11 protein-coding genes are annotated in these 15,516 nt (G+C 39.3%); 8 read left to right on the forward strand and 3 right to left on the reverse strand.

Translation table 11 applies throughout. The features are described 5' to 3' along the window. The first annotated feature begins 13 nt into the window (after positions 1-13). From WAE64_RS12470 to WAE64_RS12505, 8 genes are all read left to right on the forward strand, one after another. Positions 14-1,063 carry a glycoside hydrolase family 43 protein gene (locus WAE64_RS12470; RefSeq protein WP_379977041.1) on the forward strand — a complete coding sequence of 350 codons (1,050 nt, stop codon included), beginning with the start codon at positions 14-16 and terminating at the stop codon, positions 1,061-1,063. A gap of 162 nt (positions 1,064-1,225) precedes the next feature. Beyond that, entirely contained in the window at positions 1,226-1,663 is a 438-nt protein-coding gene (locus tag WAE64_RS12475; RefSeq protein WP_340236913.1) for a DUF6526 family protein, read from the forward strand. Positions 1,664-1,867: 204 nt separating this feature from the next. After that, positions 1,868-5,068 (forward strand): DUF1553 domain-containing protein, encoded by a 3,201-nt coding sequence (locus WAE64_RS12480; protein ID WP_340236915.1) that lies wholly within the window; start codon positions 1,868-1,870, stop codon positions 5,066-5,068. A 1-nt stretch (position 5,069) separates the two neighbouring features. Beyond that, positions 5,070-6,584 (forward strand): DUF1501 domain-containing protein, encoded by a 1,515-nt coding sequence (locus WAE64_RS12485; protein ID WP_340236917.1) that lies wholly within the window; start codon positions 5,070-5,072, stop codon positions 6,582-6,584. A 1-nt stretch (position 6,585) separates the two neighbouring features. Then, positions 6,586-7,905, forward strand: a complete 1,320-nt coding sequence (locus WAE64_RS12490; protein WP_340236918.1) for a c-type cytochrome domain-containing protein — start codon at positions 6,586-6,588, stop codon at positions 7,903-7,905. 17 nt (positions 7,906-7,922) lie between these two features. Continuing rightward, complete coding sequence (locus tag WAE64_RS12495; protein ID WP_340236919.1) at positions 7,923-8,345, forward strand: hypothetical protein; 423 nt, start codon at positions 7,923-7,925, stop codon at positions 8,343-8,345. A gap of 50 nt (positions 8,346-8,395) precedes the next feature. Further along, positions 8,396-8,962, forward strand: a complete 567-nt coding sequence (locus WAE64_RS12500) for a Crp/Fnr family transcriptional regulator (RefSeq protein WP_340236920.1) — start codon at positions 8,396-8,398, stop codon at positions 8,960-8,962. 76 nt (positions 8,963-9,038) lie between these two features. Then, a complete protein-coding gene (locus WAE64_RS12505; protein WP_340236922.1) occupies positions 9,039-9,776 on the forward strand; it encodes an SDR family oxidoreductase in 738 nt (245 codons plus the stop codon). A 65-nt stretch (positions 9,777-9,841) separates the two neighbouring features. On the opposite strand, the gene WAE64_RS12510 is transcribed toward WAE64_RS12505, so the two are convergent. The 3 genes from WAE64_RS12510 to WAE64_RS12520 are packed head-to-tail and all read right to left on the reverse strand — an operon-like array spanning position 9,842 to position 15,457. Continuing rightward, positions 9,842-12,979, reverse strand: coding sequence for an efflux RND transporter permease subunit (locus WAE64_RS12510; RefSeq protein ID WP_340236924.1), 3,138 nt, complete (start codon positions 12,977-12,979; stop codon positions 9,842-9,844). 8 nt (positions 12,980-12,987) lie between these two features. Further along, positions 12,988-14,049, reverse strand: a complete 1,062-nt coding sequence (locus WAE64_RS12515; protein WP_340236926.1) for an efflux RND transporter periplasmic adaptor subunit — start codon at positions 14,047-14,049, stop codon at positions 12,988-12,990. Between the two features lie 58 nt (positions 14,050-14,107). After that, positions 14,108-15,457 carry a TolC family protein gene (locus WAE64_RS12520; RefSeq protein ID WP_340236928.1) on the reverse strand — a complete coding sequence of 450 codons (1,350 nt, stop codon included), beginning with the start codon at positions 15,455-15,457 and terminating at the stop codon, positions 14,108-14,110. Positions 15,458-15,516: the final 59 nt, after the last annotated feature.

The following is a 15,516-nucleotide window of genomic DNA, read 5'->3' on the forward strand; positions in this document are numbered from 1 at the left end:
ATTTATTAAATCAATGTACGCCTTTACTCACAAAAAGCTAGCCCTTATCACTTTTGCACTATTGGGCACAATGGCAAGCCATGCGCAAACTAAGAAACAACCTATTTCACAGCCATTGGTGACTAAAATTTATACGGCCGATCCATCGGCTCATGTGTTTAATGGTAAAATTTATATATATCCCTCACATGACATTGAGTCGGGTATACCACAGGATGATAACGGAAGCCACTTTGGTATGAAAGATTATCATATTTTCTCGATGGATACCCCAACAGGCAAAGTTACCGACCATGGGGTAGCGCTTGATATAAAAGATATTCCGTGGGCTGGGCGCCAACTATGGGCACCTGATGCCGCTTATAAAAATGGCACTTATTATTTGTACTTTCCGGTGAAAGATAAACAAGATATTTTCAGAATTGGCGTAGCCACAAGCAAAAAACCTGAAGGTCCATTTAAAGCAGAAAAATCACCGATTGAGGGTGCTTATAGTATCGATCCTAGTGTGTTTCAAGACACTGATGGTAACTATTATATGTACTTTGGGGGTATCTGGGGAGGTCAGTTACAAAGATGGGCAACTGGCACTTATGACGAAAATGGTAAGCTGAAAACACAACAAGAAGAAGCCCTTCTACCCAAAGTAGCCAAAATGAGCAAAGACATGCTAAGTTTTGCTGAGACTCCGAAAGATGTGAAGATTGTTGATGAAAACGGAAATCTATTTTTAGAAGGGAATAATGATAAACGCTTTTTTGAGGCAGCTTGGGTGCATAAATATAAAGGCAAGTATTATTTTTCATACTCAACCGGAGATACTCATTTCATTGCCTATGCTATTGGAGATAACCCGTATGGACCATTTACATACAAAGGAGTAGTATTAAAACCTGTTGAAGGTTGGACAAACCACCACTCAATTGTTGAGTTTAAAGGCAAATGGTACTTATTTTATCATGATGTACAGTTATCTGGGCAAACTCATTTAAGAAATATTAAAGTTACAGAGTTAAAGTACAATGCCGACGGTACTATTATACCTATAGATCCTTATAAATGATTGTAAATTGGAACCACTCCAATAAATGTTAATATTAACCTAGTTTTATTTTTATAATGTTTCAAGAGTATTTATTTGGGCTTTGCCTGAGTAGGTACTCTTTTTGTTTACCTTTGGTACAGATTTTTAACAGAGATACTAAATCATTAATACACTTCACTTATGGAAGATCAGAATTATAAAAATCATGTGCGGTATTATCCGCCACATCACTTCGTGTTTTATCCTGTTGTGCTAATTCTTACTGGCCTATGTGTCTATTTTAGCATGCAGCACCCTGAGCAACAACTTATCTGGCTTATGATGGGTGGCATAATTTTACTTGTTGCATGGGTATCGTTCATGCTTCGGCAGCATTATGCCCTAATGAATCAGGATAGAACAGTAAGGCTAGAAATGCGACTTAGGTATTATGTATTAACTAAAAAACGCTTGGAAGAAGTTGAGCATAAACTTTCACTCGGACAGATTCTGGCACTAAGGTTTGCTTCTGATGCCGAATTACCTGATTTAGTGCAACAAGCCATTGATAAGAAACTTTCACCAGACCAAATAAAGCAAGCCATAAAAAACTGGCAGCCTGATTATATGAGGGTTTAATAATCAGTTCTAAAATTTAAGGGGATATTTTCAGGATATTCCCTTTTTCTTTGTCTCCACATTTGAACACATTTCATTTTTATCATTTAGGAAATACACAACCGATTAATAAATTTTTAATAAGCTATTAATCCTTTACATATTTTAGGTAGTGTTTTTGTGGCTTAAGTTTTATCTTTGTAATTCAACCTCTTACTTTTACCTATGAAGATACACTGCTTATCTGTAATAGTTGTATTGGTGGCCAATCTCTTGTTGTTTTCCTGCAAGCCTGATATGCCTGACGAGGTTGCTATGGCATACAAAGAGCTCCCTGACGAACTTGATTATAACCTACATGTAAAGCCAATTCTTTCTGATAAATGTTTTGCTTGTCATGGGCCTGATAAAGCCAAACAAAAAGCTGGTTTAAGGCTTGATTTTGCTGAATTTGCTTATGCAAATCTGCCCGAAAATCCTGATAAGGTAGCCATAGACCCTAGTAGTCTTGAAAATAGCGAAGTATTTCATCGGATTCTATCAAACGACCCGAAATACATAATGCCAACGCCTGATTCTCATTTAAAACTGAGTGCCAGAGAAAAAGCAATTCTGGTTAAGTGGATGAACGATGGTGCTGTTTATCAACCACATTGGGCATTTATAAAACCTCAAAAAGTTAAATTGCCTAAGGTAGAAAACGAAGAGTGGGTAAAAAATCCTATTGATAATTTTATTCTGTCAAAGCTTGAGGAAGAGAAATTGAAGGCATCAAAAGAAGCAGATAAAGAGCTTTTGTTAAGAAGATTATCGCTCGACCTCACAGGCCTTCCGCCAACAATTCAAGAAATAGATGCTTTTCTGAAAGATAGTAGCCCCAATGCTTACGAAAAACAAGTTGACAGGCTATTGGCATCGCCACATTATGGAGAAAAAATGGCGGTTGATTGGCTTGACCTTGCCCGATTTGCTGATTCTCATGGCTATACAGTTGACAGGCTAAGAGATATGTCGCCCTACCGTGATTGGGTCATAAATGCATTTAACTCAAATATGTCGTACAAGCAGTTTGTGCATCAACAATTAGCCGGAGACCTGATGCCTAAACCTACCAGAGATATGATTATAGCCACGGCATTTAACCGTAATCATCAGCAAAATATGGAAGGCGGCATTATTGAAGAAGAATTTCAGACTGAATATGTAGTTGATAGAACCAATACTTTTGGCGATGCTTTTCTAGGGCTTTCAGTAAGTTGTGCTAAATGCCACGACCATAAATATGACCCAATCTCACAGAAAAACTATTACGAATTGTTCAGCTTTTTCAATAATGTAAGAGAAGCCGGACAGATTTCTTGGGACGATGCCCTACCAACCCCAACACTGATGCTACCAACCAAAGAACAGGAAAAGGTAATTGCTTATATCAATAATCAGATAAAACAGCAGGAGAGTAGCCTTGAAAAAACGTTGAGTTCAGTAAGCACTGATTTCGAAAACTGGCTGAAAACACCAGCCTATAAAAAATTACTTACCGAAAAAATACCCCAAGCAGGCTTATTGGCGCAATACACTTTTGATGATGGCACGCTGAAAAACACTATTAACCGTAAGCAAACCGGAAGCATGAAGCGGGAAGCCGGAGCCAATGGCGATAAGGCCATATTTGAGAAAAGAGACAAAGGAAAAGCCATAGTGCTTGATGGCGACAATTACATCGATTTGAATGGTGTAGGTGTTTTCCGTAAATCAGAACCCTTCACGATTGGCATTTGGGTGAATGTGCCCAAAGATTTAAAAGAAGGGGTTATTTTGCACAAAAGCCAAGCCGAAAGACTTTACAATTTCAGAGGTTTTCATTTGTACCTCAAAAATGATAGACTTGAACTTAACATGGCTCACACTGCGCCATCGAATGCCATTACCCGTGTTTCAAAACAGCCTGTACCAAGAGATACCTGGATTCAGTTTACTATGACTTACGATGGCTCGTCAAGAGCCAATGGTTTCCGTTTGTATCAGAATGGGAGAGAAGTGCTGATGGAAACTACTATGGACCAACTCACGAAAGATATTTTGTTTAATGGCTCGGCTCAACCCGGTTTACAAATAGGTGCTTGGTGGCGGGGATTTGGTTTCACCAATGGCAAGGTCGATGATATTACAGTTTATAATAGAGTATTGACGCCTTTCGAATTAAAGATATTGGCACAGAAAAGTAAATGGGAGAATGTTTCTCCAACAGGAGCAGAGGTGAAAGAGTATTACCTTTCTGCAATTTCGCCCGATGTAGCAAAAGCCAGAGAAGCCTTGAAACAAACACGTACATTGTTGACTGATTCGATGTCGAAAATAAAAGAAATCATGGTAATGCAAGAAATGCCTAAGCGTAAAAAGGCATACATCTTGCAACGAGGCAATTATGATTCGCCAGGTGAAGAAGTTTTTCCGAATACGCCTGATTTTATTTTGAAATTCCCTGCCAATCTGCCTAAAAACCGTTATGGTTTGGCGCAATGGCTTACGCATGAAGATAACCCACTTACGGCTCGTGTGGCGGTGAATCGTTTCTGGCAAAATTTCTTTGGAGTAGGTTTAGTAAAAACAACCGAAGATTTTGGTAACCAAGGCGAAATGCCAAGTCATCCGCAATTATTAGATTGGCTCGCTGTCAGCTTTAAAGAATCAGGCTGGGATATGAAGAAACTCAGCAAACTGATTGTAATGTCGGCCACCTATAGGCAAGATTCAAAATCAACCCAAGAACAAAGAGAAAAAGACCCCGAAAACCGTTTGTTAGCACATGGGCCTGTGTCTCGCATGACAGCCGAAATGATACGTGATAATGCTTTGGTTGCCAGTGGTTTAATCAATAATAAAATAGGCGGGCCAAGCATTAAGCCATATCAGCCCGATGGATTGTGGCAAATTAATAGTGCCAATTATGAGCCTGATACGGGCAAGGTAGTTTATCGCCGAAGCCTCTATATTCTGGCTAAGCGAGCCGTGCCAAACCCTACGCTCTCAACCTTCGATGCTACCTCTCGCAGCTTTTGTGTAGTGCGTCGACAAAAAACCAATACGCCTTTGCAAGCCTTGGTTACACTCAACGACCCAACTTTTATGGAAGCCGCAAAAGTGTTAGGCGAGCAGATGTGCAAAACTGCTAATAAGCAAGACGCAATTGTGCAGGCTTACAGAAAACTAACAGGCCGCCGCCCTTCGGCAAAAGAAATAAACCTGCTTGTGCAGATGCAGAAAACCGAAGAAACTAAGTTCAGAAACGCACCTGATAAGGCGAAAGGTTGGCTAAATGCCGGGCAATACCACATTAATCAAACGCTTGACCAGTCGCAGATAGCGGCCAATGCCGTAGTAGCGAGCACCATATTAAATTCTGATGCAACCCTAACCAAAAGATAGCATGTCGGAACACCACCACGATGAGTTCAGATTGAATACACCCGAATTTAATCAGCTCAATAAGCAATTAGATCGCCGCACTTTTCTAACCAAAACTTCTTTAGGTTTGGGTGCTTTGGCTATGGGTTCTTTACTGGGTGGCAGAGCATTATTTGCACATAGCGCAAAAGCACCTGTTGAAAGTGCAGGTAATCTTGAAGCAGAAATACTGAAGGCATTACCGCATATAGCCCCTAAAGCCAAAAGGGTAGTGTATCTGTTCATGAGTGGTGGGCCTTCGCAGTTCGAAACATTTGATTATAAACCAAAATTAGTAGAGTTAGCAGGCTTAAACTTGCCAGATTCTGTGCGGAAAGGGCAACGCCTGACGGGTATGAGTGCCAGCCAGAGTGTGCTGCCAATGGTGCCATCTATCTACAAATTCAAGCAATATGGCAAAAGCCAGACCTGGGTGAGTGAATTGTTACCTCACACTGCCGGCGTAGTTGACGACCTGTGTGTTGTAAAGTCGATATATTCAGAGGCTATTAATCACGACCCTGCTATTACATTCTTTCAGACGGGTAACCAATTACCTGGCCGACCATCAATTGGCTCATGGATTAGCTATGGTTTGGGTTCAGATAATCAGAATTTACCGACTTTTATTGTATTGGTTTCGAAGAATGCACCACGTGACCAGCCATTATATGCTCGCTTATGGGGAAATGGCTTTTTGCCATCAAAACATCAAGGTGTGCAGTTTCGCTCAGGCAAAGACCCTGTTTTATTTCTGAATAATCCTGAAGGTTATGATGGGAAAGATCGCAAAGAAATGCTTAATTATCTGTCGAAACTAAACCAAATGCAGAATGAAGCCTTTGGAGACCCTGAGGTAGATAACCGCATTGCGCAATACGAAATGGCGTATCGGATGCAAACCTCAGTGCCCGATGTAATGGATATTTCGAAAGAACCTGACGAAGTTTTTGATTTATATGGCCCCGATAGCCGAGATTCTGGCACGTATGCTGCCAATTGCTTGCTTGCCCGTAAGTTATTAGAAAAAGATGTGAAATTTGTACAATTGTATCACCAAGGTTGGGACCAACACGGAGGTTTACCCAAAGGCATTGCAGCCCAATGCAAGCAGGTTGACCAAGCTACTGCGGGTCTGATTACTGATTTAAAACGCCGAGGTTTGCTGGAAGATACGCTTGTAATCTGGGGCGGAGAGTTTGGGCGCACAGTGTATTCACAAGGGAAACTTACTGCCGATGATTATGGTCGTGACCATCACCCACGTTGTTTTACGATGTGGATGGCTGGCGCAGGAGTAAAAGCAGGCCTTAATTACGGCGAAACCGATGATTTTAGTTATAACATTATCAAAGACCCTGTGCATGTGCACGATTTTCAGGCGACCTTAATGCACCTGATGGGAGTAGACCACGAGCGATTAACCTATAAATTTCAAGGAAGAAGATTCCGCCTCACAGATGTTCACGGCAAGGTTGTAAAGGATATTTTAGCATAAAATGATAATATTAGATATTACTACCTTTCTTGGTAGGTTGCACCCACTTATTGTTCATTTACCGATAGGCTTTCTCCTTTTAGCTATTTTATTCAATTTTCTGGCTTATCTTCCAAAATATGCCAATTTAAAAACCGCTGTTCCGCTTACTTTGCTAGTTGGTTTTATAGCGGCTGTTTTGGCTTGTATTTTTGGTTATATCTTATCATTTAGTGGTGAATACAACTTGAAATTACTAAAAAGCCACAAAGTTTCTGGTATAAGTGTGGCGATGGTTTCAGGTATTTTATATCTGCTTAGCACCGATCGATTCATGCATTATATTACGCCTAAAATTTATTCCGCTGCCTTAGTGCTTCTGTTTATTTTAGTGAGTTTTAGCGGGCATCAGGGTGGAACGCTCACGCATGGAAACGAGTATCTGACCATGAAAGTACTATTTCAACAGGAGCGTTTAAAACCTACGAGCGTAAATGAAGCCTATATTTTTGAAGATGTAGTAATGCCAATTCTGGAAGATAAATGTAGCCAATGCCATCAGGGCAGTAAATTAAAAGGAAATCTATCGATTGAAACTTTGGCTGATTTGAAAAAAGGTGGTAAGCACGGGGCAGCTATTGTAGCAGGGAAATTGGCTGAAAGTGAGTTGTATAAACGCATTACCCTAAACCCCGATAGTAAAGAGTTTATGCCAACTGATGGCAAAACACCTTTAACAAAAAACGAAACAGAAATCATTAAATGGTGGATTGAACACGCACAAGCCGTAGAAAACAAAAGGCTGGTAGATCTGAAAAATACGCAAGAAATCATCCCTCAGGTTAGTGCTTTTTTAGGTTTGGGCGATGCTAGCACTTCCGTAGGAAATAATGCAGGACAAACTATCAATGCCGACATACCATTAACTATTGACGGAACGCAATTGGAAAGTTTAAAAAAGAAGGGCTTCGTAATAAGGGTAATGCTACAAAAACCAATGATGCTTGATGTAACTTTGCCTGCGCAATCATCAACAAAACTCAATACTTGCCAGACTGAATTTAAGACTTTGGCGAAAAATATTATCTGGCTTAATTTATCAGCTAATAATTTGAATGATGATGATTTAGCTTTTTTGCAAAATCTGACTAATCTTGAGAAGTTGCGTGTAGAAAAGAATCCTTTAACTGATGAAGTTTGTAAGCACTTGACAGGCTTAAAGCATTTGGAAGCAGTAAATTTAAACGAGACGCATATAACGGAGAAAGGCATTAAAGAGTTAGCAAAAAATCCGGCAATTAAGCGGGTTTATAGCTGGCAAACAGGTGTAAAAAGTTTGTAACATAATCGGAAGAATGTATGAAAAAGGCTTATTTATTATTAATAATCTCATTGCTGAGTATCGGTACTTATGCTCAAAGCAAAGCTCCTGCAATGCAAAAGGGCAGCTTTATGGACGATTACAAAATAACTTATACCATCAACGACACGCTTTGGGTGCAAAAGCCAAATGCAAAGTATCATATCGTTAAATGGAATGAAAAGGAGCAGTACATCATTGCCAGAAATGATAAAAACAATCCTTCTGATGGCGGACTTTATACCCGCATCGATTACATGACTTTCGAAAATATGGCTCCATTCTTATGGGGTTTCTGCCTGAGTGCTTATAATGCTGAAACTGAAGCCGCCGCCGAAGCCATAAAGATTGCCGATAGAGCGAATCCAAGAAAAGGCTGTAATGGATTTCCGTTTTCTAGAATGAAGAGAGTGGACGAATAGTTTTTACCAAATGGTAAGTCGCTGCAAGCTTGTTTTGTTTAATTTGCGCTATGGATGAATTGATAGAATATATTCTGCGCTTTGGTAATTTGAATACGCAACAAATTGACTTGATAAGACAAAGTGCAACTGAAAAACATTTGCGTAAGGACGAGTATTTTTCAGAAGCAGGAAAAATCCCGAAACAGGTTGGTTTTGTTGTAAAGGGTGTCATTCGAGGATGTTATTATAACAATAAAGGTGATGAAATAACCCGTTGTTTTATCAGCGAAAACAATTTGGTGGTTGATATTGTGAATTTTGATTCAAACAATGCTTCATCAGAATATCTACAAGCTTGCACTGATTGTGTACTCATTGTGTTTTCGAAACAAAAATGGGAAGAACTTTCGCATACTATTGTCGGCTGGGATAGTATTAAAAATAAGATGGTGCAGCTATGCATGTTCCAAAAGTCCAGAAAAGGCCCTGTGATTTCTCAAGATGCCACAACCCGCTATCTGGAATTTATGGAAAATTACCCTTCCCTTACTAACCGTATTCCGCTAGCTTATATTGCTTCTTACTTGGGTGTTACGCAACAATCATTGAGCAGAATAAGAAAGAATATCCGCTGACTTGCTTTTTACCAAATGGTAAATGGTCTCATTTTTATAGTTAGCAATTTTGTATTGTTAATTAAAAAATATAAAAATGAAATCAGTATTAATCACAGGAGCCAACAAAGGTATTGGCTTAGAAACAGCAAAACAGCTTGCAAAAAAAGGATTATTCGTCTATTTAGGTAGCCGTGATATAGCGAAAGGAAACGCAATTATAAAAGAGCTCATTGAGAATGGTTCTGAAAATATACAAGCCATTGAAATAGATGTTACCAAGCCCGAAACCATTTTAGCTGCAAAGAATATCATTGAAATGGAGCAAGGCCATCTTGATATTCTGATAAACAATGCAGGCATTAGCGGTATTGTACCACAAAATGCAATTGAGACAAGCATTGATAATTATAAAGAAGTATTTGAAACCAATTTTTATGGCGTAATAAGTGTAACACAGGCTTTTATTAATCTGCTACGAAAATCCGAAGTGCCTAGGATTGTAAATGTAAGTACAAGTGTAGGTTCTCTAGCGCTTCAAAGTAATCCTGATTGGCCTGCTTATGATTATGCAAAATATGCAGTTTATGGTTCTTCAAAAGCTGCCATGAATATGTACACTGTTCATTTGGCTTACGAAATGCGAAATACGGCATTTAAAATAAATGCAGTTTGCCCCGGACTTACTAAAACCGATTTTACTAATTTTAATGGCGGCGAAGTTGATGTTGCAGCCAAGCGAATAATAAAATATGCCTTACTCGATGAAAATGGCCCAACAGGCAAGTTTTTCAGCGAAGAAACTAATCCTGAAACTGGGGAGATACCGTGGTAGGGGATAAAAAATAAAAGCGTGTGAAAATCACACGCTTTATTCATTCAACTATTATTTGACATCATTTAAACCGTTTCAACCTTAGCTGTTGTAGCTTTAGCTTTTTTCTTGCCGCCTAAACCGAACACTTTGTTCACTTTTACTCTCCATCCTTCAATCACCATATAAACAGCCGGAACCAGAATCAAGGTTAATATCATCGAACTTGTCAGACCACCGATAATTACCCATGCCATACCGTTTTTGGTTTCAGCACCTGCGCCAGATGCCAAAGCAATAGGCAACATACCGAATATCATGGCAAGCGTTGTCATCAAGATCGGACGTAGACGTTCTTTCCCTGCTTCCATCAAAGCTTCTTTTACCGATAATCCTTCGCTTTTCAGGTGGTTTGTGAAGTCAACGATTAGAATCGCATTCTTACACACAAGCCCGAGGAGCATAATTAAACCCAGGATAGCAAAGATAGTGAACGAGTTCATTGTCAGTGCCAGTGCCAGAATTGCCCCAATCATCGCTACCGGAATCGAGAAAAGCACCACAAAAGGATAAACCACACTTTCGTAAAGGGCAATCATGATAAGGTACACTAACAAGATACCGATACCCATTGCCAAACCTAAACTACCGAAGGCATCTCCCTGATTCTTGGCATCACCTAAGTAGTCAATAATAACACCCTCAGGTAATTTTGTTTTTGCCAATTCTTTCTTAATATCTTCTACAATTGTTCCCGATGGGCGACCCACCGCCGCTGAGTTGATTTTGATTGAGCTCAAACGGTCGGTTCTTTCCAAGATTGACTGACCTACAATCTCACTGATACTTGCAAAGTCGGTTAGTTTTACAATCGCACCACGGTTGTTACGTATCGTTAAGTTTCTTACGTTGTCAATATTTTGTTTATCCGATTTATCGAAAATAATATTGATACCGTATTCTTCACCTTTATCTTTGTATTTAGTGTTGTTGTTCCCCTGAAAGGCCAACTGTACAGCCGAACCAACTTCAGGAATACCCAATCCTAATTTCGACATCTTGTCACGGTCGATATTAATCGCTACCTCTGTTTTAGGGTTCTTTGTACTATAGTTCACATAATCAGTACCCGGAACTTTCACCACAATCTGTTTTACAATAGCAGCCGCTTTTACCACATCGTCCATCACTGTACCTTTTACCGCAATTGTAATAGGCGCCTGTGCATTACCTGTTGCCGAAATCGGCTGGATATTTACACTTAAACCCGGTATTCTCGAAATCGTATCACGCATTATCTGTCCAAATTCATCTGTCGAAATTTTGCGGTCGTGTTTATCAACCAGTGTAACTGTGATTTCAGCAAGGTTACTGTTCGATGAGTTTCCGATTACCGAAGCCTGTGTACCAACATTCGAGAAAACGTTTGTTACTTCCGGGCGTTCTAACAACATTTTTTCAACTTTTGCTACTGCCTGGTTGGTTTGTACCAATGGTGTTTCAGGCGCTAAGTCAAGCTGAATTGATAACTCACCACGGTCGGCATTGCCAATGAACGACGCACCAACAAAACCTTTTGAAAGCAATGTGAAAGTACCTACAAACAATAAGATAATACCAATAAATACGTAGCGTTTATGACCTAAAGCCCAGTTCAAAACACTTAGGTACATGTCACGTATCTTATCAATAATACTCTCAAAACCTAAATTAAGTTTCCCCCAAAGTGTTTTTTCGTTCAGAATTTCTAATTTACCCCATCTTGAAGCTAATAGCGGCGTAAGTGTAAATGATACGAACAAACTCATAAGGGTAGAGAATACGATTACAAGCGAGAACTCTTTCAGTATATTTCCGATCAAACCACCGGCCAAGGCAAGAGGCAAGAACACCACAACGTCAACAAGGGTAATGGCCATCGCAGTAAATCCAATCTCATTTCTACCTTCAAGCGCTGCTTCACGTTTGTTTTTACCCATTTCAAGGTGTCGGTAAATATTCTCCAATACCACAATACTATCATCTACAAGAATACCTACAACAAGCGATAAGGCCATCAAAGTCATTAGGTTCAGAGAGAACCCAAATGCCCACATCAGAATGAAGGTCGGAATCATGGCTGATGGAATGGCCACCAATACAAACAACGAACTACGAACACTGTGTAAGAAAAGTACCATGATAGCACCCACAATGATAATAGCCAGATACAAGTCATGCATTACGGCATCGGCTGAGGCTAATGTATAAACCGATTGGTCAGAAGCAATTTCATAATTGAAATCTTTAGACGGATAGCTGGTTTTGATTTTAGCCAAAGCTGCTTTTGCACCTGCACTTACTTCTACCGCATTGGCATCGGTTTGTTTCATGATCTGAATACCGATAGCCGGTTTACCGTTGATACGGTTCAAAGTAGAAGCCTCTGTTTGTGAGTCGGTTACTGAGGCCACATCTTTCAACAAAATACGGCTACCGTTGGCATTTTCACGAATCACAAGATTTCTGATGTCTTCAACTTTTTTCAGTTTCGCATCAAGACGCAACGAGAAACGTGATTGGTCGGTTTTGATATTACCCGCCGGATACGAAACCCCACTGCTGGCAATAATCTGATTTACCATTGCCGACGAAATGTTGTAAGTTTGTAACTTATCATTATCGAGGTAAACCTCAATCTCACGCTCGTTGCCACCAATAATATTTACCTGCGCTACACCTGCTACGTTTGTTAACAATGGTTTAACCTGCAAGTCGATGAAATCGTATAATTCTGTTTGCGGTATGCTTGATGTTGTACTCACTTTCAGAATCGGAAGGTCGTCAAGGCTTAGTCTTGATACAACCGGGTCGTCAATTTCATCAGGAAGTCTCGACTTAATCTGATTTACTTTACGCTCAGCATCTTGTTGGGCATTGATTACACTAAAACCAGACTTAAGCGTAACTGTAATTAACGAAAGACCTTCTTGCGACGAAGACGAAATCATATCTACACCTTCAATGGCCGACACCGCTTCTTCAAGAGGTTTCGTAACACTGCTTTCTACTTCGTCAGAGGCGGCACCTCTGTAAGTAGTCTGCACCATAATCACGTTTGTTTCAAATTTCGGTAATAAGTTATAGTTTAATGTTTTATAACTAATGAAACCGAAGAGTATAAGGGTAACGAAAATTACTGTAATCAGTAATGGTCGTTTTATTGATAATTCTGTTATTGACATGGCTCTGATTATTTGTTAGGTGCGATTTGAATATTACTTCCGTCCACAATATTGATGATACCCTCAGTAATGATTTGATCACCCTCGTTCAAACCGCTTAAAACCTCTACGTTTTCGCCTACTTCTCTACCTAATACAATTTTACGAAGCGCAGCTTTGTTGCCTTCTGCTACAAAAACATAAGGGTTTTTCATACCATCACCCAATGCTTTTTTAGGAATTTGCAAAGCATTTGCATTTTTGTTAAGGTTAAACTCAACTTTTACGTAAGTACCTGCTTTTAAAGCAGCATTGCCATTAGCCAACAAAATATCTACTTTGTAGTTGTGGTTTTCGTCGCCTTGTGGGCTTATGTAAATGATACGTCCGTTGAAAGTTTTGGTCGGGTACACATCTGTTGTAATAATAGCCGATTGACCCATTTTTAACTCATAAACGTCTTTTTCGTTTACATATACCACAGTTTTTAATTGGCTGACATCAACAATAGAGGCAATTGGGGTGCCTATGTTGGCATACTCGCCGGCTGTTAGTTTTTTGTCGGTTACAGTACCACTTATTGGCGCAACAATTTTTCCGTCGGCAATTTGTTGTTTCAATTGCTCAGCCTGAATCTTGTTGTTTTCGTAGTTATATTTAGCATCGTTAACGGCTGTTTCATTGATGGCGTTTCCGGCTAATAATTCTTTATTACGGTCGTAGTCTGTTTTTGCTTTGTTGATAGTCAGCTCAGTTGATTGCAAGCTGATTTGTTTTACTTTTGTATCAACCATACCAATTACCTGGCCTTTAGCAACCCTTGTGCCGAGTTCAATGTTCAGGGTCTCAATCTTACCTTGTGTGCTCGACGAAAGCGTGGCTTTTTCCTTCGGTTCTAATACAGCGGGCAATGTTAAGTTTCCACTTATCGGAAGCAAGGCAACTTTGGTAGTAGTTACAAATATGGCTACCTGGCTACGGTCTACAACTTTCTTACTCTCGTCAATTTTCTTTTTGTTGGCTACCAACTGGAACGATATGGCTCCTATAACGGCAACGATAATAGCTATTGTGATGATTTTTGTTTTCATTTTTTTGTATATTAAAAAGCTCAGGAGCTTAAGATTAATTTAAATGATGTACTAATAATTACTTTAATTGATTGACGTATGTTGAAAGATTCCCTTGCGATTTCTCTAAGTCGATACGTGCTGTTAAGAAATTCAGTAATGATGAAATGTAATTGCTTTGTGCTTCTTTGTACGAGTAATCAGAATTAATAAAATCAGTCAATGAAGCAGTTCCTTTCTGATACTGCAAACTTGTGTTTTTCAATATCTCTTCGGCAAGCGTAAGCGTTTCTTTGTTGTCGTTCATGCTAGTATAAGAGCGGAACAATTGTGTGTTGGCATTCTGAAACTGTAATTCATAGTTTCTTTCGCTTAGTTTTAAGTTTTCCTGGGCATTTAGTAAACTTAATCTGCTTTGCGACAACTGGCTTTTCTTTCTGTTTCCATCCCAAATCGGAATGTTCAATTTCAAACCAATCGAAGAGTAATCGAACCAGTTGGTGAATGATTTGCCAAATTCGTTACCAAACGATTGGGCACCGTAGCGGGCATAGGCTCCCAGAGTAGGATAAAAAGCATACTTTTTACGTTCTACATCTAATTGTTGTAAAGCAATGTTGTTTGACTGAATTTTGAAATCAAGCAGATTTTTAACATCTAATTGGTTGCTTTCCGGTAAACTTACCTGCATTGAATAATCTAGCGAATCGTTGATGGCAATTTTGTGTCCTAATTCCATTCCCATTGCAAATTTCAACTTATTCAGAGCTAGTTCTTTGTTTGTTTTCAGAAGTGATAATTGCGACTTGATGTTGCTTTGGCTAACTTTCATACGGTCGTAATCTACTTTTTTAATCACGCCTTTTTCGAATTGTAATTTTAAGATTCTTAACAATTCTTCATACTTCTTCTCATTTTCAGCCAAGAGTTTCTCTTGCTCGTTAAGCGTCAATATCTGATAATAAGCCGTTATGGTATTGTAAACAATTGTTTCGTTGTTTTGCAACAGTTTCAAATCTGCTATCAGGGTATTTACTTTATTCGCTTCTTTGGCTACCGAAACCGTTCTGTCAAACAAAACCTGGTCTACTTGCGCTACAAGGTTGGTGTTGTATTGGTTACCAAACTGAATCTTGATTTCTTCAGGGCTAAATGCACCTGCGGGTAATACTGTTACCTGGCGTTTCAGGTTGTCATCAAAGGTTGCTGTACCGTTTACTTGTGGTAAATAACCTGCCAAAGCTTCGGTTTTTTTCTGTTTCGCAATCAATACTTCGTTTTTATAGATAGTACTTGTCGGATTATTCTTTAAACTGTAAGCGATACTCTCTTTCAGGCTAAAAACAACAGGTGCGGTTTCTTGTGCTTGTGTGATAACCGATACCATCAGCAGCAGTATTGTTATCGGTAATGCTTTAACTTTTTTCATTATTTTGTACAATATTGAGAATTTGTTTAATTTTTTTAGTTCTGAATTAAAAGAACTAA

This window comes from Emticicia soli (genome assembly GCF_037860775.1).
GTDB lineage: Bacteria > Bacteroidota > Bacteroidia > Cytophagales > Spirosomataceae > Emticicia > Emticicia soli.